At 73.5% G+C, this 20,659-nt stretch carries 20 protein-coding genes; 6 read left to right on the forward strand and 14 right to left on the reverse strand.

Annotation, left to right across the window (positions count from 1 at the left end):
* Nucleotides 1-49: 49 nt before the first annotated feature.
* The gene (locus ACIBH3_RS16900) at nucleotides 50-334 is read right to left on the reverse strand and encodes a glutaredoxin family protein (RefSeq protein WP_396312741.1); all 285 of its coding nucleotides are present in this window, start codon (nucleotides 332-334) and stop codon (nucleotides 50-52) included.
* Between the two features lie 120 nt (nucleotides 335-454).
* On the opposite strand from ACIBH3_RS16900, the gene ACIBH3_RS16905 reads away from it, so the two are divergent.
* The 3 genes from ACIBH3_RS16905 (at nucleotide 455) to ACIBH3_RS16915 (ending at nucleotide 4,424) form a co-directional block, all read left to right on the forward strand.
* Nucleotides 455-1,486: an HAD-IB family hydrolase gene (locus tag ACIBH3_RS16905; RefSeq protein WP_396312742.1), complete on the forward strand. Its 1,032-nt coding sequence runs from the start codon at nucleotides 455-457 to the stop codon at nucleotides 1,484-1,486.
* A gap of 606 nt (nucleotides 1,487-2,092) precedes the next feature.
* Complete coding sequence (locus ACIBH3_RS16910) at nucleotides 2,093-2,875, forward strand: ECF subfamily RNA polymerase sigma factor, BldN family (protein ID WP_396312890.1); 783 nt, start codon at nucleotides 2,093-2,095, stop codon at nucleotides 2,873-2,875.
* A gap of 256 nt (nucleotides 2,876-3,131) precedes the next feature.
* Entirely contained in the window at nucleotides 3,132-4,424 is a 1,293-nt protein-coding gene (locus ACIBH3_RS16915) for a DUF5667 domain-containing protein (protein ID WP_396312743.1), read from the forward strand.
* A 153-nt stretch (nucleotides 4,425-4,577) separates the two neighbouring features.
* Here ACIBH3_RS16915 and ACIBH3_RS16920 read toward each other — a convergent pair whose 3' ends face one another.
* The 6 genes from ACIBH3_RS16920 to ACIBH3_RS16945 all read right to left on the reverse strand — a co-directional run bounded on the left by ACIBH3_RS16920 (nucleotide 4,578) and on the right by ACIBH3_RS16945 (nucleotide 10,473).
* Nucleotides 4,578-5,585: a lysophospholipid acyltransferase family protein gene (locus ACIBH3_RS16920; RefSeq protein WP_396312744.1), complete on the reverse strand. Its 1,008-nt coding sequence runs from the start codon at nucleotides 5,583-5,585 to the stop codon at nucleotides 4,578-4,580.
* A gap of 7 nt (nucleotides 5,586-5,592) precedes the next feature.
* Nucleotides 5,593-6,741 carry an NAD-dependent epimerase/dehydratase family protein gene (locus tag ACIBH3_RS16925; protein WP_396312745.1) on the reverse strand — a complete coding sequence of 383 codons (1,149 nt, stop codon included), beginning with the start codon at nucleotides 6,739-6,741 and terminating at the stop codon, nucleotides 5,593-5,595.
* A gap of 268 nt (nucleotides 6,742-7,009) precedes the next feature.
* Nucleotides 7,010-7,108, reverse strand: a complete 99-nt coding sequence (locus ACIBH3_RS16930; RefSeq protein ID WP_003948845.1) for a 30S ribosomal protein bS22 — start codon at nucleotides 7,106-7,108, stop codon at nucleotides 7,010-7,012.
* A 188-nt stretch (nucleotides 7,109-7,296) separates the two neighbouring features.
* Entirely contained in the window at nucleotides 7,297-7,506 is a 210-nt protein-coding gene (locus ACIBH3_RS16935) for a helix-turn-helix domain-containing protein (RefSeq protein WP_063351305.1), read from the reverse strand.
* A 524-nt stretch (nucleotides 7,507-8,030) separates the two neighbouring features.
* Nucleotides 8,031-9,227, reverse strand: a complete 1,197-nt coding sequence (locus ACIBH3_RS16940; protein WP_396312746.1) for an acetoin utilization protein AcuC — start codon at nucleotides 9,225-9,227, stop codon at nucleotides 8,031-8,033.
* Nucleotides 9,228-9,276: 49 nt separating this feature from the next.
* Nucleotides 9,277-10,473, reverse strand: a complete 1,197-nt coding sequence (locus tag ACIBH3_RS16945) for an MFS transporter (RefSeq protein WP_396312747.1) — start codon at nucleotides 10,471-10,473, stop codon at nucleotides 9,277-9,279.
* A gap of 333 nt (nucleotides 10,474-10,806) precedes the next feature.
* Between ACIBH3_RS16945 and ACIBH3_RS16950 the strand changes: the two genes are divergently transcribed.
* The gene (locus tag ACIBH3_RS16950; RefSeq protein ID WP_396312748.1) at nucleotides 10,807-11,169 is read left to right on the forward strand and encodes a peptidoglycan-binding protein; all 363 of its coding nucleotides are present in this window, start codon (nucleotides 10,807-10,809) and stop codon (nucleotides 11,167-11,169) included.
* Nucleotides 11,170-11,267: 98 nt separating this feature from the next.
* Here ACIBH3_RS16950 and ACIBH3_RS16955 read toward each other — a convergent pair whose 3' ends face one another.
* The 3 genes from ACIBH3_RS16955 to proC form a co-directional block, all read right to left on the reverse strand.
* Nucleotides 11,268-12,434 carry a helix-turn-helix domain-containing protein gene (locus ACIBH3_RS16955; protein WP_396312749.1) on the reverse strand — a complete coding sequence of 389 codons (1,167 nt, stop codon included), beginning with the start codon at nucleotides 12,432-12,434 and terminating at the stop codon, nucleotides 11,268-11,270.
* A 265-nt stretch (nucleotides 12,435-12,699) separates the two neighbouring features.
* Nucleotides 12,700-13,350, reverse strand: a complete 651-nt coding sequence (locus ACIBH3_RS16960; RefSeq protein WP_396312750.1) for an HAD family hydrolase — start codon at nucleotides 13,348-13,350, stop codon at nucleotides 12,700-12,702.
* A gap of 10 nt (nucleotides 13,351-13,360) precedes the next feature.
* Nucleotides 13,361-14,188 (reverse strand): pyrroline-5-carboxylate reductase, encoded by an 828-nt coding sequence (gene proC, locus ACIBH3_RS16965; RefSeq protein WP_396312751.1) that lies wholly within the window; start codon nucleotides 14,186-14,188, stop codon nucleotides 13,361-13,363.
* Nucleotides 14,189-14,384: 196 nt separating this feature from the next.
* Here proC and ACIBH3_RS16970 point away from each other — a divergent pair, with 196 nt between their 5' ends.
* Entirely contained in the window at nucleotides 14,385-14,819 is a 435-nt protein-coding gene (locus ACIBH3_RS16970; RefSeq protein WP_396312752.1) for a hypothetical protein, read from the forward strand.
* Nucleotides 14,820-14,906: 87 nt separating this feature from the next.
* A complete protein-coding gene (locus tag ACIBH3_RS16975) occupies nucleotides 14,907-16,241 on the forward strand; it encodes a hypothetical protein (protein ID WP_396312753.1) in 1,335 nt (444 codons plus the stop codon).
* A 6-nt stretch (nucleotides 16,242-16,247) separates the two neighbouring features.
* Here the strand turns inward: ACIBH3_RS16975 and ACIBH3_RS16980 are convergent, their stop codons facing one another.
* The 4 genes from ACIBH3_RS16980 to ACIBH3_RS16995 all read right to left on the reverse strand — a co-directional run bounded on the left by ACIBH3_RS16980 (nucleotide 16,248) and on the right by ACIBH3_RS16995 (nucleotide 20,493).
* Complete coding sequence (locus ACIBH3_RS16980; RefSeq protein WP_396312754.1) at nucleotides 16,248-16,778, reverse strand: hypothetical protein; 531 nt, start codon at nucleotides 16,776-16,778, stop codon at nucleotides 16,248-16,250.
* A 93-nt stretch (nucleotides 16,779-16,871) separates the two neighbouring features.
* On the reverse strand, nucleotides 16,872-18,716 hold the full coding sequence (gene ilvD / locus ACIBH3_RS16985) for a dihydroxy-acid dehydratase (RefSeq protein ID WP_396312755.1): 1,845 nt from the start codon (nucleotides 18,714-18,716) through the stop codon (nucleotides 16,872-16,874).
* A gap of 164 nt (nucleotides 18,717-18,880) precedes the next feature.
* Nucleotides 18,881-19,636 (reverse strand): class I SAM-dependent methyltransferase, encoded by a 756-nt coding sequence (locus ACIBH3_RS16990; protein ID WP_396312756.1) that lies wholly within the window; start codon nucleotides 19,634-19,636, stop codon nucleotides 18,881-18,883.
* Nucleotides 19,637-19,665: 29 nt separating this feature from the next.
* Nucleotides 19,666-20,493, reverse strand: coding sequence for a sugar phosphate isomerase/epimerase family protein (locus ACIBH3_RS16995; RefSeq protein ID WP_396312891.1), 828 nt, complete (start codon nucleotides 20,491-20,493; stop codon nucleotides 19,666-19,668).
* Between the last annotated feature and the right edge of the window lie 166 nt (nucleotides 20,494-20,659).

The following is a 20,659-nucleotide window of genomic DNA, read 5'->3' on the forward strand; positions in this document are numbered from 1 at the left end:
CGTCAGGCGGAGGGTCGGCGGGCCGTCGGGCGGAGGGTCGGGCGGGCGGTCAGGCGCCGAGCGCGGCACGCAGCCGGCGCTCGTCGACCCGCCAGAAGTCGTGCTGCCTGCCGTCGATCAGGGTCACCGGGATCTGCTCCGCGTACTCGCGGTGGAGCGCCTCGTCCCGGGTGATGTCCAGTTCCTCGAAGGCGGCTCCGAGCTCCCCGATCACCCGCAGGATCACCGCCCGGGCGTCGTCGCACAGATGGCAGCCCGGCTTGCCGATCAGGGTCACGGTACGGTCGGCCGGCTTCGGGCTCCGGCTCTTGTCACGTCGCAGCAGAGGACTCACCCGGCCATTGTGCGCCACGGCCGCACCCGCACCGCGGCCATGGCCCGGACGTGGGCTGTTTACTCCGGCGGCACACGGCCGTCACGGGCCCGGCCCGGGCGGCTGGCTATGCTCGGTGCCATGGCCGCGCTGCGAAGGCTCTCCCGGACTAGGCGTTCCCCGACCGAGCGCACCGCCCTGGCGGGCGAGGCCGCCGCCGAGGCGGCGCAGACCGCGCCGCGCCCGCCGCAGCCCGGCGCGCCGACCCATCCCGGAGCGTCCGCGGAGCCCGTGGCGCCCGAGGCTTCCGTGGCCTCCCTGGAGCCGGACGCGCCGGTGGAGCAGAAGCCCGGCAAGGCGCCCAAGGCCCCCGCCGGCAACCACACCCCGGACCCGGACGACCCGCACGCCGCCGCGTTCTTCGACTGCGACAACACCATCCTGCGCGGCGCCGCGATCTTCTACCTGGGGGTCGGGCTCTACCGCCGCCGCTTCTTCACCCGCCGGGACGTGGCCCGCTTCGCCTGGCAGCAGGCCTGGTTCCGGCTGCACGGCACCGAGGATCCGGCCCACATGGCCGACGCCCAGCACACCGCGCTCGCCCTGGTCGCCGGCAAGCCGACGGCCGACCTGGAGGCGATCTGCGAGGAGATCTTCGAGGAGGTCATCGCCGAGAAGATCTGGCCAGGCACCCGCGCGCTGGTCCAGATGCACCTGGACGCCGGGCAGCGGGTCTGGCTGGTCACCGCCGCCCCGCAGGAGGTGGCCCGGATCATCGCACGCCGCCTCGGCATGACCGGGGCGCTGGGCACCGTCGCCGAGGCCCACGACGGCGTCTACACCGGCCGGCTGGTCGGCGAGCTGCTGCACGGGCCGGCCAAGGCCGCCGCGGTCTGCGCGCTGGCCCGCCGCGAGCAGCTGGACCTGGACCGCTGCGCCGCCTACAGCGACTCCGCCAACGACATCCCGATGCTCTCCCTGGTGGGCCACCCGTACGTGGTGAACCCGGACGGCGCGCTGCGCCGGCACGCCCGGGCGATGGGCTGGCGGGTGCGCGACTTCCGTACCGGCCGTAAGGCCGCCCGGGTGGGGATCCCCGCGGCCGCGGGGCTCGGCGTGGCGGCGGGGGCCACCGCCGCGGGCGTGGCGCTGCGCCGCCGGCACCGCGCCTGAGCCGGCGCCCACGGCTCCGGGGCGGGCCGTCGCCCCGCCTGACCGGGGGACATGGCGTCAACCCGGGCGCCCCGCGGGAGCCCTCGTACGGGCGAACCCTGGGGACCCGCCGGTTACCGGCCGCCCCCTCCTTGCGAACCTGCCACTCGCTGACCGGATCTGATCGTTCGACAACCGGGCAAAGTCGGGGATTGCCGGGGTCCAACTCAGGGAAACGGCCCACTCTGCCGCCAAATTGGTCACCGAGCGCGCCCAACCGGTCACGTTGAGCCGAGTGAATGATGACATGTTCGATCAGTATCAGCTGGATATGCGCGTGTTGCGGATCTCAAACGACCACTTCGACCACAGGGTGTAGCTGTCATTGCACAAAGCGTTATTCTCTCCTGGATGCACACCGCCTCACGCGTCCCTTCTGACCGAGGGCGTGGAGGTGTGTGCTCTCCGCGCAGGCGGAGGTGATCCGTCCACAGTTCTGCCTCTGGGAGTCCCGTGTACCCACCCGTCCGGAACGACGCGCCTGCTCCCTCCCGCCCGTCGCCCGCGCCCCTGTGCTCCCGTTCCCCCCGCGGCCGGCAGGTCTCCGCCCGGCAGCTCTCCACCGGCCTGGACCTGCTGCGCACCCTGCTCCGAAGCAACTTCGCCCCGCAGCCCCAACTCGTCCCCGCCGGAGCCGCGTTCTCGATCGGCCACCCGCACCCCCCCGGCGCGATCCTGCGCACCACCGCGACCAGCACGGGCACCGGGGCCGGCGCCGGTACGCGCGGGCGGAGCACCGCCGTCGGCACCGGCGGCCGCGGCCGCACCAGAACGGCCCCCAGCAGCCCCGGCTTCGAGACCGAGCACAACCCGATCATGGAGCTGGTCGAACGGGCCCAGGCCGGCGAGAGCGAGGCCTTCGGCGGCCTGTACGACCACTACGCGGACACCGTCTACCGCTACATCTACTACCGGGTCGGCAGCCGGGCCGCCGCCGAGGACCTCACCAGCGAGACCTTCCTGCGCGCGCTGCGCCGGATCGGCACCTTCACCTGGCAGGGCCGGGACTTCGGCGCCTGGCTGGTCACCATCGCCCGCAACCTGGTGGCCGACCACTTCAAGTCCAGCCGGTTCCGGCTGGAGGTCACCACCGGCGAGATGCTGGACTCCAACGAGTGCGAGCGCAGCCCCGAGGACTCGGTGCTGGAGTCGCTCTCCAACGCCGCCCTGCTGGAGGCGGTACGGCGGCTCAACCCGCAGCAGCAGGAGTGCGTGACGCTGCGCTTCCTTCAGGGCCTCTCGGTCGCCGAGACGGCACGGATCATGGGCAAGAACGAGGGCGCCATCAAGACGCTCCAGTACCGCGCGGTCAGGACGCTGGCCCGGTTGCTCCCAGCCGACGCCAGGTGAGCGCTCGCCGGCCCGGGAGGCTGTCCGACGGATCGTCACCAGGACTTTCCGGCCGACACGTCCGGGTGAAGGGTCGGTCCGATGATCAGTCGTGCGTAACCGACCGCCCTCGCCGCTCGTTGCCCAGCGTGCAAGCCTCCACCAGGCGTACGGTCAAGCCGGATCGCGACCTCTCACCCGATGGAGTGGCTTTGGCCCGCCGAGGCAACCGCCCGGCGGGCCGGGGTGTCGACAACGACGAAGGGAGGTGTGGCCCGTGACGGCAAACGTGCTGGAGCACCGGCGGGCGAAGGCCTTCGCCGAGGCGCTGGAGGCCCACCAGGTAGAGCACCGAAGCGATACGGGGCCCGCCGAGGGCGCTCTGGAGCGCGGGGCCGCGATGGCCACCATGATCGCCATGGCGGACTCGCTCGGCGCCCTGCCGGGCCCGCAGCTGGACGCTGACGTCCGAACGGTCCAACGCGCCCGGCTGATGGCCGCGTTCGAGCAGGCATTCGCGGGTGGGCCGGCGGTCACCGTCCCCCGCCAGCGCAGGCACCGCGTCGCCAAGGCCCTGCCCCGCGGGCGCTGGAGCCGCAGGTTCGCGATCGGCGGGCTGGTCGCCGGCATCGCCGTCGGCAGCTTCGCCGGCGCCGCCGCCGCGAGTGGGAACGCCCTCCCGGGCGACACGCTCTACGGGATGAAGCGTGGACTCGAGGGCCTCCAGCTGGGCTTCGCGGGCTCCGACAGCGAGCGCGGCGCGCTGCTGCTCGACCAGGCCTCGACCAGGCTCGGCGAGGCGCAGGGGCTGATCGGACGGGCCGGTTCGCCCTCCGCGCTCAGCCCGGACACGGTGGAGCAGGTCCGCCGGGCGCTCGCCGACATGCACACCGAGGCCATCAAGGGCCGGGAGTTGCTGCGCTCGGTCTACCGCAGCAACGGCTCACTCGAACCGATGCGCAAGCTGGCCGGCTTCGCCGAGGGCGAGGACGGGCGCTGGGCGCAGCTCCAGGACCGGCTGCCCGCCCAGCTCACCCAGGAGGTCAGCCGGGTCGACCGCCTCTTCGACGACATAAGCGAGGACGTCGCGCCCCTGCGTCTGGTCCATCCGCCCGCCAAGGGCGGCCAGGGATCCGGCTCCGGTGCGGGCGGCGGGACTTCGAAGTCCCCGGCGGCCCCCGCGGAAGGCCAGAGCCAGGGCGGCAGCCCGGCGGGCTCGGGCAGCGCCGGCGACGGCGCTGCGAGCGGCGGCAAGGCGGGGGCCACCGGCAAGGCGCCCTCCACGGGCAGCACGCCCAGCGGCGGCGCCGGCGGGGGCTCGGTCAACGTCCCGAGCGGTGTGCCGAGCACTCCCCCGGACGGGGTGGGCACCCTGGTCGACGGGCTGACCAACGGCATCACGGCTCCGGTGCCGGGCACCGGCGTCAAGCCCTCGCCGAGTGCGGACGCCACCCCGGCCACGGCGCCCCAGCCCACCGGCACGCCCAGCACTGCCCCGGGCGGCCAACAGGGGCTCGACCTGCCCCCGCTCGTCCCCGGCCTGCTGCCGGGTCTGCGGGTGCTGGGCTGACGCCCTGACGGACGGCGGTGGGGCCGGGCGGCTGCCCGGCCCCACCGCCGTCGGCGTACGTGCGAGGGCGCCATGCCCGGCGTGCGCGGCCTGCGCGGCGCACCGGTGGCCCGGTGGTGGGCGGCGGAGCGAGCCCGGCCCACCGGAGCGGGGTCAGAAGAAGACCGACCGCCGCTGCACCAGCAGCTTGTAGAGCGTGTGCTGGATCGTCTCGCGGACCTCGTCGGTCAGGTCGAAGACCAGCATCGGGTCGTCCGCCGCCTCCGGCGGGTGGCTGTCGGTCGCGATCGGCTCGCCGAACTGGATCGTCCACTTGGTCGGCAGCGGGACGGCGCCCAGCGGCCCCAGCCACGGGAAGGTCGGCGTGATCGGCACGTACGGCAGCCCGAGCAGCCGGGCGAGCGTCTTGGCGTTGCCGATCATCGGGTATGTCTCCTCGGCCCCGACGATCGAGCACGGCACGATCGGCACCCTGGCCCGCAGCGCGGAGGCGACGAAGCCGCCGCGCCCGAACCGCTGGAGCTTGTAGCGCTCGGAGAACGGCTTGCCGATGCCCTTGAAGCCCTCCGGCCAGACCCCGACCACCTCGCCGCGCTCCAGCAGCGCCTGGGCGTCCTCGTTGCACGCCAGGGTGTGCCCGGCCTTGCGGGCCAGCTCGTTGACGCCGGGCAGTACGAACACCAGGTCGGCGGCGAGCATCCGCAGGTGCCGGTGGAGCGGGTGGTGGTCGTGGATGGCGACCTGCGTCATCAGCGCGTCCAGCGGGACCGTCCCCGAGTGGTTGGCGACGATCAGTACGCCGCCCTCGGCCGGGATGTTCTCGATCCCGCGTACCTCGACCCGGAAGTACTTCTCGGCGATCGGCCGCAGCAGCGAGAGCAGCACCTCCTCGGTCAGCTCGCGGTCGAAGCCGAACTCGTCCACCTCGTAGTCGCCGGTGATCCGGCGGCGCAGGAAGGACAGGCCGTTGGCCGCCCGGCCCTCCCAGCCCTTGCCGAGCAGCCGGGTGGCGACCGGGCCCAGCCGGCCCGCCAGCGCGCCGCCGAGCGCGTCGGCGAGCTGGTCCGCCACGCCCTTGGCCGGGCTCTCGTGCCAGCTGGGCGCGGACTCGATCGGGATGACCCTGGCCTCGCCCGGCGCGTGCTCTCTCGCGGCAGTCATGGCGGCCTCAGCTCCTGTGTCGGGTCGGTCGGGTCGGTCGGGTGGGTCGGTCGGGTCGGGTCGGCCCGTCGGTGCCGGGCGGGGCGTGCCGGGCGTCCGGGGCCAGCAGCCCGGCGAGGCGGTCGGCCACCGCGGTCAGCCGCTCGGGCGGCAGCAGGCCCGGGCGCCGGCCCTTGGCGAAGTCGCCGAAGGCCTCCGCGGTGGTGTACCGCGGCACGTACCCGAAGGTCTCGCGCAGCTGGGTGGTGTCCACCACCCGGCCGTGGGTGAGCAGCCGCAGCTGCTCGGGCGAGAAGTCCGCCATCCTGGTCTGCCGGGCCAGCCCGGCGACCCAGCTGATGGCGGGCAGCAGCAGCGGCAGGGTGGGGCGCCCGAGCCGGCGGGCGCACTGGGAGAGCAGCAGCACGCCCTCCCCCGCGACGTTGAACGTGCCGGCGTTGCTGGTGCCCCGACGCGGTTCGAGGGCCGCCCGGCAGAGCACCTCCACCGCGTCGTCCTCATGGACGAACTGCAGGCGCGGGTCGTAGCCGAGCACGGTCGGCAGCACCGGCAGGGCGAAGTACTCGCAGAGCGGGGTGTCCCCGGCCGGTCCGACGATGTTGGCGAATCTCAGCACGGTGACCGAGACGTCCGGGCGGCGCCGGGCGAAGCCGCGGACGTACCCCTCGACCTCGACCGCGTCCTTGGCGAAGCCACCGCTCGGCAGGTTCTTGGGCTGGGTGCGCTCGGCGAACACCGCCGGGTCGCGCGGCGCGGAGCCGTACACCCCGGTGGTCGACTTCACCACCAGCCGGCGCAGGCCCGGCGCCTTCTGGCAGGCGCCCAGCAGCTGCATGGTGCCGATGACGTTGGACTCCTTGACGGCGCTACGGCCGGTCGAGCCGAGGCCGGTGGCGCTGACGTTGAGGTGGACGACCGTGTCGACCTGGTGCTCGGCGATCACCCTGGCGATCGCCGGACGGCGCAGGTCCACCTGCGCGAAGCGGTACTCGGCGGCGTCCGGGTCGTCCAGACGCTCCGGTACGGCGGCACCGCCCCGGGGCGGCTGGACGTCGACACCGACGACCAGGTCGACGTCGGGCCGGCGGCGGATCTCGGCGACGAAGCGGGCACCCAGCTGGCGTGCCACGCCGGTGACGAGCACGACCTTGCCCACGGTGATGCGCCCTCCTCGGCCTGCAGTCCTGGTTCGGACCTGGTTGGGACTACCGGGTGCGGCTCCGGGCCGGGCCCTGAGCCTCCCCTGCTGAACCGTATCGCGCCGACATTGCGTAGCGGTGTCCCGGCGTGTGCCGACCCGCCCGCGCCCGCGAAGTCTGTCCCGCCCGGCCTGGGCCCGGGCCGTGAAACGCCGCTGCCCGCCGCGGCTCGAAAGCCGGGGCGGGCAGCGGGAAAGCACCAGGCGCGCAGAGTGCGCCGCGGGCTTACTTCTTGTTGCGACGCTGCACGCGAGTGCGCTTGAGAAGCTTGCGGTGCTTCTTCTTGGCCATACGCTTGCGACGCTTCTTGATGACAGAGCCCACGGAACAACCCTCGCTCACTGAGACTCTCGCCCGTGAGAGACGGAGTCCATACGACTGACGGAGGGCCTAGCCTACCTTCCGCGCGGACGGAGCCGTAATCGTGCTCCCCGGCACCGGGAAAACTCGCGGGAAATCTGTGGCAAACGGGTGCGGGCCCACCGGCTGTGGACCCGCCCCGCCGGTGAGTCCTACGCGCTTTCGAGCCGCACGTAGGACTCCTTGAGGTACTCGTGGACGGCCTGCTGGGGCACCCGGAAGGAACGGCCGACCCGGATGGCCGGCAGTTCTCCGCTGTGCACCAACCGGTACACCGTCATCTTGGACACCCGCATGACCGAGGCAACCTCTGCCACGGTCAGGAAGACGACCTCCTGCAGGGGGCGTTCGCCGGAACTCATGACCTCACCCGACCCTTACCCGTGTGCAAGGCACCGGCTTCCCCTCCGGTGACTCCACCGGCACACGTGTATCCCCAGAGTAGTTATGGGTGGTACCAGTGGGAAGGGGGAGAACCGCAGTCCTCGTACGGTGAGAGATCCGCCGGTTGCAGTACGTAGCCGATCGACCGGTTGTCGCACCCCGGGCGCGCAGTCGCGTCCACCGGCGCCACCACCGTGGCCGTGCCGCCCGCGGAGCCGGCCGGGAGGCGGCGTTGGGCCCGGCGTGGGCCGGTACGGGCCCGGCGCTGCTGGGCACTACCGGCCCACGGACGTGATTCTTCCGTGCAAGGAGGGTCCTGCGTCAAGGACTTCAGGTCAGCGCGGCCGGCCGGCCGGCTCGACGGCGCACGACCCGCGCACCCGCGCACGGCCGACCGCGCGGCGTACCGGCGGGTGCTTCGAGCGCCCCGCGCGAACGCCGGTGCCGGGCCCGGGCACCGCGCCCCGGGCCGCGGCCGAGGCACCCGGCCCGGGTGGCGGCCTCAGGCCAGCAGGCCGTGCTGCGGGAAGACCGCGCGGCGGGTGGCCAGGATCGCCTGGTCGAGCCGGTCGCCCGGGTCGTAGCCGTCCTCGAAGTCCCGCCAGGAGGGGACCGCGCCATCGGTCATCCGAAGCGGTGCCGGCCGGCGGGTGCGGCGGTAGACCTCGGCGCGCCACTCCTGCGGGGTCTCGGTGGCCGGGTCGACGGGCCGGCCGGCGGCGGTGGCGACCAGGTGCGTCCAGGCGCGCGGGACGACGTCGACGACTGCGTAGCCGCCCCCGCCGAGGGCGACCCAGCGGCCGTCGCAGTACCGGTGGGCCAGGCCGTGCAGCTCTTCGGCGACCAGCCGCTGGGCGTCCAGACTGACGGCCAGGTGGGCCAGCGGGTCCTCCGCATGGGTGTCCGCGCCGTGCTGGCTGACCAGCACCTGCGGGCGGAAGGCCGCGATCAGTTCGGGGACGATGGCGTGGAACGCCCGCAGCCAGCCGGCGTCGCCCGTCCCCGCGGGCAGCGGCAGGTTGGCGGCGCCGCCGGGTGCGTCGGGGCCGCCGGTCTCGGTGGACCAGCCGGTCTGCGGGAAGAGCGTGGCCGGGTGCTCGTGGAGCGAGATGGTGAGCACCCTGGGGTCGTCCCAGAACGCCTGCTGGACGCCGTCCCCGTGGTGCACGTCCACGTCGACGTAGACGACCCGCTCGGCGCCGAGCTCCAACAGCCTGGCCACGGCCAGCGAGGCGTCGTTGTAGACGCAGAAGCCGGACGCGCGGTCGGGCATCGCGTGGTGGAGGCCGCCCGCGAAGTTCACGGCGTGCGGGGTCTCGCCGCGCCAGACGGCCTCGGCCGCGGCCACCGACTGACCGGCGATCAGCGCGGAGGCCGAGTGCACCGCGGGGAACGCCCAGTTGTCCTCGGTGCCCAGGCCGTGCCGGGGGTCGTGCTCCTCCGGGTGGGCGGCGGCGTGCTTGACCGCCCGGATGTACTCGCGGGAGTGCACCAGGCCCAGGGTGGAGTCGCCGGCGGGCGGCGCCGCGTGGACGCTGACACCCGGGCCGGTGGTCAGCCCGAGCGACTCGGCCAGGCGCATGGTGAGCGCCAGCCGGGTGGGGTCCATCGGGTGGCCGGGACCGAAGTCGTAGCTCGTGACGGCTTCGTCCCAGAAGAGGTGCAGGCCGCAGGCGGCGTCACGATGGGCGTCGGGCATGGCCTCCACCGTAGTGGGTGCCGCCCGGCGGGCCGGGCAACGGGTCGGGTCAGGCCGACTCGGCCGGCACCAGCCGCCCGGCCGGCGCCGGGGCGAAGTGGGCGGCGAACGGGATGACGGCCAGGATCAGCAGCATCGGGGCGAGCATCGCCCAGCGGAACGAACTGGCGTCGGCGAGCGCGCCGACCAGCGGGGAGCCGATCAGGAAGCCCGCGTAGTTGAACAGGTTGAGCCGGGCAATGGCGGCGTCGGAGTCGGCCGGGAAGAGCCGCCCGCCGGCCGCGAAGACCTGCGGGATGATCGCGCAGATGCCCAGCCCCAGCACGGTGAAGCCGAGGATGCCCGCCCAGGCGCCGGGTGCGGCCGCGGCGATCGCGAAGCCCAGCGCCGCCAGCGCGGCGCCCGTACGGACCACCGGCACGGCACCCCAGCGCTGCACGCCCCGGTCACCGAGGGCGCGGCCGAGCAGCATGGCGACCATGTAGCCGAGGTAGGAGAGCTTGGCGACGTCGTCGGCGCTGCCCAGGCCGTCGGTGAGGTACTTGACGCTGTAGTTGGAGACCGAGGCGTCGGCGATGTAGACGAAGGCCATCGCCAGGCAGAGCGGCAGCAGCGGCCGCCAGGGGATCGAGCGGGCGGCGGCGGTGGCGGCCCGGGCAACGGCGTCGCCGAGTTCGGCGGGCCCGGCGAAGCGGGTGCCGGCCAGCAGGGCGAGCGGGATGAGCACCGCCGCGGCGGCGCCGAACAGGGCGCGCAGCCCGAGGTGGCCGTGCGAGCCGAGCCCGGCGAGCGCCGCGCCGAGGATGCCGCCCAGGCTGAAGGCGGCGTGCAGGCCGAGCATGATCGAGCGGCCGTAACGCTGCTGGAGGCCCACCCCGAGCATGTTCATGCTGGCGTCCAGGGCGCCGACCAGTAGTCCGAAGGTGCCCAGCGCCAGCGCCAGCTGCCAGAGCGTGCCGCCCAGGCCGACGCCGGCCAGGGTGAGGCAGACGGCCGGCTGGACGATCCGCAGGACCGTCCGCGCGCTGATCCGCTTCACCAGCAGCTCGGAGCCGATCGAGCCGACCCCGGCCAGGATCGGGACGGCCGCGAGGAACACCGGCAGCAGCGCGTCGCCCAGTGCGTACTGGTCCTGGATCTCCGGGATGCAGGTGACGAGCAGCGCGAAGGTGACGCCCTGGAGCAGGAAACCGACGGCCAACGCCTGGCGCGCCGCGCGTGGTCGGGCCGGTACGGCGGTGCTCATAGGAACCTCGCTACTGGCGGGTACACCGATGTTGGCGAGAGCGTAGGCGGTGCGGCGCGCCTTGGGGAGGGGGCGGGAGGCGGCTTCCTCGCCGGGCCGCCGGCCCGCCGGGCATCGCGGTGCGTCCCCGCAGCTGGGAGGGGTGGGGGCGTACCCAAACCCGCCGCAGCCCGGTGGGAATTTCCCAAGAACAGCCCTGACACCGCGCCGAGCTGGTGGGACATCACTTCGGACGGCAGGCTCTGTGGAGTCCGGGGGAGAACTGCTCGGACGACGTTCACATCAGCGGCCGCTGACCGTCAGGGGCGTGCGGCCACATGGGAGGGAACGCACATGCGCAAGCAGATCATCAGTGGCATCGCCATGGCCGGCGTCATCTTCGCCGGCGGCGTGGTGACCGCGAGCACCGCCTCCGCCGCCCAGCCCGGCCAGCGCTGCTCGGACATCACCACCTGGGAGCCGCTGCTCCGGGGCGGCGAGAACAACTCCGCCGTCATGGCGATGCAGTGCGAGCTGAACAACGCGCTCTACGGCGCCGGCCTGGACCAGGACGGCAAGTTCGGCCCGGCCACCCAGGCTGCGGTCTACAAGTTCCAGAAGTGCGCGGGGATCCAGCAGGACGGTCAGGTCGGCCCGCAGACCTGGGCGAAGCTGGACTACTGGAGCAACTCGACGGCCTGGGTCCCCTGCAACTGAACCGACCGGACCGACTGGTTCAACCGGACAACGGGGGAATCGCCCCGGGGTGGAGCGCCGGAACACGCCGGACCGGCGCTCCACCCCGGGGGCACGATCTACTGCTGCGGCTCGGCCGTGGCGGTGGCGCTCTGGGCGGGTACGGGGGTCCCGCTCGGGCTCTGTGAGGGTACGGGGGTCGGGTTGGGCAGCGCGGGCGCGGTCGCGGGATCCATGATCACCGGGCCGCAGCCCTTGCTGCCGTCCGGCTGCTCACCGCAGACCTGGAGACGGCTGTCGTTCTGCGAGGCGTCCACCATCGGGGAGTACGCGTCGTACCCCCAGTGGACCAGCGCCGTCTGGCGGTCGCCCGTCGCGTTGGTGATGGTCGCCGAGTAGCCGACCGTCGCGTCGGTGATCTTCGCCCACGCCGCCCGGCAATGCTTGCTGTACCGCACGTAGATGGTCATCTGCCGAACATTGGAGGTGGCGATGGTGATGGCGTCGGCCCCGCAGCCGCTCGCCTGCGGATCCTTCGCCACACAGCCGGCAGCCACACAGGCCCCGTTGGCCGTTACGAGGGGAGCGGCCAACGAAGGAGTGGACGCGGCGGGGGCCGGCGCGCCCGCCTTGGGCCACAGCAGGACGGCGAGCACGCCGACCACGGCGACGACCCCCACAAGCACGGCCGCCGGGAGCGACAACCGCCCCCGGCGCGTCCGCGGAGACGGGCCTGGCACGGGCCCCGGTCCGGCGGCGCCCGGCTCTTCCCCCACCGGGTCGGCCGCCGCCGGACGCTCCATCGCCGAAGGGCCGTCAGGCTCCGGGGCGGCCTCGGGCTCGGACGCAGGATCAGCGCCGGACGCGGCCTCGGGATCGGACACGGGATTCGCCTCGGGCGCGGGCTCCGGCTCCTGCTCCGCCTCCACCTCCGCCGCCGCCTCCGATATCGGCTCCGCCGCCGGGTCGGGCAGCTCCACCTCGTCGGCCACGGCAGCCCGCTCCGGCTCGGCCCCGCCCCGCTCGGCCGAGGCCCGCAGCTCCAGCAGGGCGGCCCGCTCGGTGTCGGACGCCCCGGAGAGGTCGCACAACCGCAGCAGGGCGGGCTCGGTCACCAGCCGGTCGCCGTTCAGCCAGCGCTGCCAGGAGGACTTGCTGTAGTGCGTCTTCGCCGCGAGCTCCACCAGCGTCAGCCCGGATCGGCTCTTCATCGAGCGAAGGGCCTCGACGAGCTCGCTCTCCGCTGGGGACAGTTCAGCAGGCAGACCGCGCCAGTTGCGGGCCATGATGCGCTCCTTGATGTAGTCGTGGCCCGGCGGCCGCCCGGCAGCCTACACGCGCCGTCAGGATGGCCACCTCCGGGTTTGCCCCTCGGCATGAGGTGGCCGGGGCCGGCCGCCGGCCAGCTGCCGACATAGCCTCATATATGCGGCGCCGGGGTGCGTCCGGGTAGGGCCGGGGCGGCCCGGGACGCACCGGACCCGGCCTCAGGAGTCCACAGGAGAGCGCGGCAGGGCCGACGGGCGCAGGCCGGAGCAGCGGCCGCGCGGGCTACCGCAGCAGGCCGGGCACCGCGGCGAGGTCGCCGAGCAGACCGGTGGCGCCGGCGGCCGTCAGCTTCGCGGGATCTGTGAGCGCGGTGTAGCCGTACACGTCCATGCCGGCCGACCGGGCGGCGAGCACGCCGTTGACGCTGTCCTCCAGCACCAGGCAGCGCGCCGGCTCCACCCCGAGCGACCGCGCGGCGTGCAGGAACAGGTCGGGCGCGGGCTTGCCCGGGCCGACGTCCTGGGCGCTGAAGATCCGCTCCTCGGGGAGGAACCCGCGCAGGCCGGTCAGGTCGAGGGCGGTGCGGATCCAGGAGTGGTGGGCGGATGAGGCCAGGCAGTACGGGACGGAACGCTGCTGAAGGTCCTTCAGCAGCCGCTCGGCGCCCCGGACGGCCGCCAGTTCGCTCGCGAAGGCCTCGAAGACCCGGGCGTGGAACAGCTCGTCGAAGCCGTCCGGCAGCGTCGCGCCGTACCGCTCGCCGATCACGTCGTGCACCCGGTGGGCGGCGGTGCCCATGAAGTCCCGGTACGAGTCCTCGACCGTGGTGGGGAAGCCGAGTTCGGTCAGGTACTCGGCGAGCACCCGGTTGGAGATCGGCTCGCTGTCCACGAGCACGCCGTCATTGTCGAAGATCACCAGGTCGTAGGCCACGCCGCCGAGCCTACTTGCCGCCGGAGGCCAGCTCCCGGGAGCGGTCGCGGGCGGCCTCCAGGGCACCGAGCAGCGCGGCCCGCACGCCGTGGTTCTCCAGCTCGCGGATGGCGGCGATGGTCGTCCCGGCCGGCGAGGTGACGGCCTCGCGCAGCTTGACCGGGTGCTCGCCGGAGTCGCGCAGCATCACCGAGGCGCCGATCGCCGACTGCACGATCAGGTCGTGCGCCACCTGCCGGGGCAGGCCGAGCAGGATTCCCGCGTCCGTCATCGCCTCGACCAGGAAGTAGAAGTACGCCGGGCCCGAACCGGACAGCGCGGTGGCCGCGTCCTGCTGGGACTCCGGCAGCCGCAGCGCCTTGCCGACCGAGCGGAAGATCTCCTCCGCCCGCTCCAGGTGCGCCTCGGTGGCGTGCGAGCCGCCGGAGATCACGCTCATGCCCTCGTCCACCAGGACGGGCGTGTTGGGCATCACCCGGACCACGGGGGTGCCGGCCGCCAGCCGCTCCTCGAACCACGCGGTGGGGATGCCCGCGGCCGCCGAGATGACCAGCCGGTCCGGGCTGACGTGCGGGGCGAGCTCCTCCAGCAGGGTGCCCATGTCCTGCGGCTTCACCGCGAGGATCAGGGTGTCGGCGAGCTTGGCGGCCTCGTCGTTGCCCACGGCGGTGACGCCGTACCTGGCGGCGAGCTCGGCGGCACGCTCCGGACGGCGGGCGGTCACCAGGACGTCCGCCGGATCCTTGCCCGCCCGCAGCAGGCCGGAGAGCAGCGCCTCCCCGATCTTGCCGGTGCCGAGGAAGGCGATCTTCTGTCCGTGTGCTGCACTGCTGCTCATGGCCGCTCCTTCGTACGGATCTGCCGCCCATCCTGTCACCGCGCGGCCCGGCGGAAGGGGAACGTCCACCCTGCGGGCACCTGCGTCCGGCCGGGCCAGGCCGGGCCGGACGCCCTTACGGGTAAACCCAGGGTTCTCCCCTATGGCCACCGGCGCTCCGGCGGCGCACCGTGGAGGCATGGCAGCACACGGAGACTTGTCGCGACGTGAAAACCGGCAACTGGCCGTCGCCTCGGCGACGACCGGGCCGTGGCGTACGGCCGCGGGTGTCGGTGCGGTGGCTGGCGGTGCGGCGCTCGGGATCGATCTGATCACCGGGCACTGGTCGCTGAGCATCCTGGCCGGCCCGGCGGGCTGGGCCCTGTTCTTCTTCTTCCTGGTCGGCTCGGTGGGCGGCGCGCTGCGCCGGGACACCGGCGACCGGCGGCTGCGGCGCTGGGCCGCCGAGCACCCGTGGCGGGCGGCACTGCCGTCGGCCGGGGCCCTGCTGGTCCTGAACGCGCTGGCGCAGACGCTGCTCGGCGACGCGAGCCTGATCGGGGCGTTCCTGATCTCGCTGCTGCCGGCCGGGCTGGTGCTGGCCGTCGCCGGGGTGGTCGGTTCGGTGAAGCAGGCCCGCAAGAGGGGGTGATCCCGCCTGCTCCCGAGAGCCTGATCACTTCACCGGAAGACGTCCCCCGGTAGGCCACCTGTCACTGGGGGTCGGCATACTGACGCGATGCCGATAGCCGAAGATCCAGAACCCCGCCCCTCCGAGGGGTCCGAACCTGGCGGGCCCGACCCGTTCGAGGGGCTCGTCCTGGACGAGGAATTCATTCGTGGCGCCACCGTCAAGGAGCAGTCGGGGCGCACCAGGATGCTCACCGCCCGCTGGAAGCGGCAACCGCCGGTGGATCCGGGCGGTCGGAATTCGGTACCCGAACCGCCCAAGCGGCGGCGCCTGTTCGGCCGCAGGCCCAGGCCGGTCGACCCGTGGGGCAACGTACGGCGCGGTCCCAGGCGGAACTGGCAGACCCCGGTGTTCGTGCTGCTGGCCATAGCCGTCGTCGCCGCCGGGCTGAACGTCGACGCACTACACGACTGGTACTCGTCCGGGAAGGCCGACGGCGCGGCCGGCGCGGCGCCCCGCCCGGTGGAGACGGTCGCCCCCGAGACGGCGCGGCCCACGACCGCCCCGCCCGCGGTCCCGAAGCAGACCCCGACCGTCGACCACCCCTGGGCGGGCTCCCCGGCCGAGGGCTGGCCCTCGGGCCCGGAGGCGATCGTGCTGCCGCAGGCGCAGGCGACCGGCGTGTTCGACGAGGAACAGGTCGCCGCCCAGCTGAAGCTGGTGAAGGACTTCCTGATCGCCTCGAACCTGGACCCGCAGGTGGTCGCGGGCGCCCGGCCGCAGGCGGCGCTCGACCTGCTCGACCGTGAGGACCAGGACCACGCGGTCAACGCCCTCGCGAGCCCGACCGAGCAGAACGACCCGACCTACCGGTTCAGCCGCTTCAGCCCGCGCGACGCGATCCCAGTCGGCGACGTGGTCAAGGTGCAGGGCCGGACGAGCGTCGAGGGCGACGGCGAGAAGGGCGTCCGCGTCCACACCGACTACACCTTCGTGTACGCGCTGCGCCCGGGGCCGGAGGCCGGAAAGGAGACGGCAGTCCCGAAGCCGTCCGGCAGTCACCGGCCGACCGCGCCCGAGGGCACGGGGACCGCCAAGCCCGTCAGTTGGACGCTGCGCCAGGCCGCGGACGTCGACGGCAGCACGCAGACCGCCCGCACCATCGTGCGCCGGGTGGCGACCTTCCGCTTCTACAACCCGGCCAGGTTCCGGGCCAATCCGAAGAAGATCAACATCGAGGACGAAAACAGCGAGGTCGGCAACAGCGCCTGCTACCGCTACGACGGGTTCTACCACCCGCAGTTCGATCAGTTCGCACCACCCGCCGAAGGCCCGGGTGGCGCGAAGCCGAGCGGTCCGGCCACCGACCCGTACGACCGCAGCAAGCCGCTGCCCGAGAGCGACGGGGGCAGCGCGGACTGCGGCTCGATCAGCCGCAGCTGAGCCCGGTCAGCGCCGGCGCTTGGCGCCCCGGCCGGACGGCCTGCCGTCGGGCCGGCGGCTGCGCTCGGCCTGCCGGCGCTCGTACTGGGCGAGCGACTTCTCGTACCGCCTGCGCTCCACGGCCTCGCCGGGGGCCTCGGTCAGGCTGCGCAGGAAGTACGCGAGGAGCGTGCCGACCCCGCCGATGAGCCAGACGGCGCCCAGCGACCCGTCCTCGGCCATCCAGCCGCCGAGGGCGTCCCGGCCCTCGCTGAGCAGCTTCCAGGTCCGCAGCGCGGCCAGGCAGGAGCAGATGCCGATGGCGCCGATCAGCAGGCCGTTGACGAGGCCGCCGGCGTCCGACAGCTGCACCCCGGTGACGGCGAAGCGCAGCAGGAAGGCACCCGCGACGGCGGCCGCGAGCGCGCCGATCGGGACGAGCGCCCGGCGCAGCCGGTAGCCGGAGCCGCGCTCGACCCAGCTGGTGCCGAAGAAGCGGACGTCCTGCGGCTGCGGGGCACCGGCAGGGCGGGGGGCGGGGGTGGGGTCCTGGCTCACGCGTCCGATTATCACCCGCCCGGTCGCGTACGACGGGAGCCGTCCCGGTGGCCGGGACGGCTCCTGTGCCTGGCTCGCGGGGTCGGTGCAGGGTCAGCCGAGCTTGCTGACGTCCCGGACGGCGCCCTTGTCGGCGGAGGTGGCCATCGCCGCGTACGCCTTCAAGGCGGCGCTGACCTGCCGGTCGCGGTTCTTGGGGCGGTAGCCGCCGGCGGCCTCCAGCTTGAGCCGGCGCTCGTGCAGCTCCTCGAAGGAGACCTTCAGCTCGACCGAGCGGCCGGGGATGTCGATCGAGACGATGTCGCCGTCCTCGACCAGCGCGATGGTGCCGCCGGAGGCCGCCTCGGGCGAGGCGTGGCCGATGGAGAGGCCGGAGGTGCCGCCGGAGAAGCGGCCGTCGGTGATCAGCGCGCAGGCCTTGCCCAGGCCCCGGCCCTTGAGGAAGGAGGTCGGGTAGAGCATCTCCTGCATACCGGGGCCGCCCTTGGGGCCCTCGTAGCGGATGACGACGACGTCGCCCTCCTTGACCCGCTTGGTGAGGATCGCGTCGACGGCGTCCTCCTGGGACTCCAGCACCACGGCCGGGCCGCTGAAGGTCCAGATCGACTCGTCGACGCCGGCGGTCTTCACGATGCAGCCGTCCTCGGCCAGGTTGCCGTACAGCACGGCGAGCCCGCCCTCGACGGAGTAGGCGTGCTCGACGCTGCGGATGCACCCCTTCGCGGCGTCGGTGTCCAGGCTGTCCCAGCGCTCGGACTGGGAGAAGGCGGAGGCGGAGCGCACGCAGCCGGGGGCGGCGTGGAACAGCTCGACGGCCGTCGGGGAGGGCGAGCCGCCGCGGATGTCCCAGGTCTTGAGCCACTCGGCGAGCGAGGCGGAGTGCACGGTGTGCACGTCCTCGTTCAGCAGCCCGCCGCGGTAGAGCTCGCCGAGGATGGCGGGGATGCCGCCGGCCCGGTGGACGTCCTCCATGTAGTACGAGCCGTTGGGCGCGACCTTGGACAGGCAGGGCACCCGGCGCGAGATCGCGTCGATGTCCCGCATGTCGAAGTCCAGCTCGGCCTCCTGGGCGGCGGCCAGCAGGTGCAGGATGGTGTTGGTGGAGCCGCCCATCGCGATGTCCAGCGCCATGGCGTTCTCGAACGCGGCGCGGGTGGCGATGTTGCGCGGCAGGACGCTGTAGTCGTCCTCGTGGTAGTGCCGCTTGGTGATGTCGACGATCGTCCGGCCGGCGTCCTCGTACAGCGCCCTGCGGGCGGTGTGGGTGGCCAGCGTGGAGCCGTTGCCGGGCAGGGCCAGGCCGATCGCCTCGGCCAGGCAGTTCATCGAGTTGGCGGTGAACATGCCGGAGCAGGACCCGCAGGTCGGACAGGCGTTCTCCTCGATGATCGCGATGTCCTCGTCGGAGACGTTCTCGTTGACGGCGTCCGAGATCGCGTTCACCAGGTCGAGCTTGCGGACCGTGCCGTCCACCAGGACGGCCTGGCCTGCCTCCATCGGACCGCCGGAGACGAAGATCGTCGGGATGTTGAGGCGCAGGGCGGCCATCAGCATGCCGGGGGTGATCTTGTCGCAGTTGGAGATGCAGATCAGCGCGTCCGCGCAGTGCGCGCTGACCATGTACTCGACCGAGTCGGCGATCAGGTCGCGCGAGGGCAGCGAGTAGAGCATGCCGTGGTGGCCCATCGCGATGCCGTCGTCCACCGCGATGGTGTTGAACTCGCGCGGGATGCCGCCGGCCTCCTTGATCGCCTCGGAGACGATCCGGCCGACCGGCTGGAGGTGGGTGTGGCCGGGCACGAACTCGGTGAAGGAGTTGGCCACCGCGATGATCGGCTTGCCGAAGTCCTCGCGGGCTACGCCCGCCGCCCTCAGCAGAGCACGCGCGCCCGCCATGTTGCGACCGTGGGTGACCGTACGGGACTTCAGCTCGGGCACTGTGCTCCACTCCTTCGGAGGCTACCGCGGCCGACTGCGCTGGTGGGAGGGTGCAGGGCCGCTGCTAGCTATCGAGCGTACGCCTCCCGTCCAGCGCGTGAACGCTCCGTCCGCGATGCGGTCAGGGCGGGTCGGCCACCGGTACACCGGCGGCCGGCCGGGGGTCAGTTCCCGGTCACCGCGACGGTCAGGTCCAGCACGTACGGCTCGGTCACCCAGCCGTCCGGGAAGCGGGCGAGCAGCTCCCGCCGCTCGACGGCGAGCACCGGCTCGCGCTCGGCCGGCTCGAGCGCCGCCACGTAGCTGCGCGAGGTGAGATCGGCGATCAGGTGGTCGACGGTGATCCGGCGCTCCCACCGCAGTACGGCGCTGCCCACCCGCAGGTCGTACGGCTCCAGGTGGCCGGCGATCCGGTTCACCGCGCCGTAGCCGTGGTAGCCCGGGAGCGCCCCGAGCCGCTCGCCCATCGCCCGTACCCACTCGACGGAGCCGTCCTTGACGTTCCACCACACCGCCAGCGCACCGCCCGGGCGCAGCACCCGCAGCGCCTCGGGGATGGAGCGGGCCGGGTCGGTCCAGTGGAAGGCCTGGGCGTAGGTGATCAGGTCGGCGGTGCCGTCGTGGAACGGCAGGTCGTCGCCGTCCCCCCGGACCAGCGGCAGTTCGGGGCTGACGGCGCCCAGCTTGGCGGCCATGCCGGGGGTCGGCTCGACCGCGATGACCCGGGCGCCGCGCCCGGCGAGCAGCCGGGTGGCGATCCCAGTCCCCGCGCCGACGTCCAGCACGTCGGCGCCGGCGAGCGGCCTCCCGGCCAGCCGCTCCACCGCGTCGAAGAGCGCGTCGGGGTACGAGGGGCGGGCCCGGTCGTACTCCTCGGCGACCGAGCCGAACGACGTCGCAAGCTCCCGAAAGGTCGTCATGTCTCCCCCTCCGGACGGTGGTTGGATCTTCAGCGTACTCGGGCCGGGGTGGCCAGATGGAGCCGGGTGAAGGCGAGCGCCTCGGCGAGGTCGGCCTCACGTTCGGCCGGGGAGGCGGAGCGCCTGGTGTTGACCTCCAGCACCACATGGCCGTCGAAGCCGGTGCGGGCCAGGTGCTCCAGCAGCTCGGCGCAGGGCTGGCTGCCGCGGCCGGGGATGAGGTGCTCGTCCTTGCCGGAGCCGCTGCCGTCGGCGAGGTGGATGTGCGCGAGGCGCTCGCCCATCCGGTCGACCATCGCCAGCGCGTCGATCCGGGAGGTGGCGGCGTGCGAGAGGTCGATGGTGAAGTGCCGGTACTCCTCGTCGGTGACGTCCCAGCCGGGGGCGTAGGCGAGCATCTCGCGGTCGCGGTAGCGCCAGGGGTACATGTTCTCGACCGCGAAGCGGACCTCCGTCTCGCCCGCCATCCGGTGGATCCCCTCGACGAACTCGCGGGCGTACTGCCGCTGCCAGCGGAACGGCGGGTGGACGACGACGGCGCTCGCGCCGAGCTTCTCGGCGGCGGCGCGGGCCCGCAGCAGCTTGGTCCACGGATCGGTGGTCCACACCCGCTGGGTGATCAGCAGGCAGGGGGCGTGCACGGCCAGGATCGGCATCCGGTGCGCGTCGGAGAGCCGGCGCAGGGCCTCGATGTCCTGGCTGACCGGGTCGTTCCAGACCATCACCTCCACGCCGTCGTAGCCGAGCCGGGCGGCCAGCTCGAAGGCCACGGCGGTGTTCTCCGGGTACACCGAGGCGGTGGACAGGGCGACCTTGGTGTCCGGGATGTGCAGTGCCGGGTGCGGCGGCAGCACCAGCCGGTCGGTGGTGCGCAGCAGCGGGGCGGGCTTGGCGGCGGCCTTGCGGCGGGCGGCGCGCGCCGCGACCGCGCGGCGTGGGGGCTTGGCGGTCGTCATGGCGGCCTGCCCGTTGCCGCCGGCGGCCCTCGCCCGTTTGCGCACCGGGCCGCCCACCGCCGCCTCC

Source organism: Kitasatospora sp. NPDC050543, assembly GCF_044457565.1.
Classification (GTDB): domain Bacteria; phylum Actinomycetota; class Actinomycetes; order Streptomycetales; family Streptomycetaceae; genus Kitasatospora.

What these genes read in the sequence shown, in the direction of transcription:
- ACIBH3_RS16945 (WP_396312747.1), bottom strand. Translation starts at nt 10,473, where the DNA reads ATGAGCACCGCCGTACCGGCCCGACCACGCGCGGCGCGCCAGGCGTTG.
- proC (WP_396312751.1), bottom strand. Translation starts at nt 14,188, where the DNA reads ATGAGCAGCAGTGCAGCACACGGACAGAAGATCGCCTTCCTCGGCACC.
- ACIBH3_RS16940 (WP_396312746.1), bottom strand. Translation starts at nt 9,227, where the DNA reads ATGCCCGACGCCCATCGTGACGCCGCCTGCGGCCTGCACCTCTTCTGG.
- ACIBH3_RS16975 (WP_396312753.1), top strand. Translation starts at nt 14,907, where the DNA reads ATGCCGATAGCCGAAGATCCAGAACCCCGCCCCTCCGAGGGGTCCGAA.
- ACIBH3_RS16990 (WP_396312756.1), bottom strand. Translation starts at nt 19,636, where the DNA reads ATGACGACCTTTCGGGAGCTTGCGACGTCGTTCGGCTCGGTCGCCGAG.
- ACIBH3_RS16950 (WP_396312748.1), top strand. Translation starts at nt 10,807, where the DNA reads ATGCGCAAGCAGATCATCAGTGGCATCGCCATGGCCGGCGTCATCTTC.
- ACIBH3_RS16935 (WP_063351305.1), bottom strand. Translation starts at nt 7,506, where the DNA reads ATGAGTTCCGGCGAACGCCCCCTGCAGGAGGTCGTCTTCCTGACCGTG.
- ACIBH3_RS16905 (WP_396312742.1), top strand. Translation starts at nt 455, where the DNA reads ATGGCCGCGCTGCGAAGGCTCTCCCGGACTAGGCGTTCCCCGACCGAG.
- ACIBH3_RS16920 (WP_396312744.1), bottom strand. Translation starts at nt 5,585, where the DNA reads ATGACTGCCGCGAGAGAGCACGCGCCGGGCGAGGCCAGGGTCATCCCG.
- ACIBH3_RS16955 (WP_396312749.1), bottom strand. Translation starts at nt 12,434, where the DNA reads ATGGCCCGCAACTGGCGCGGTCTGCCTGCTGAACTGTCCCCAGCGGAG.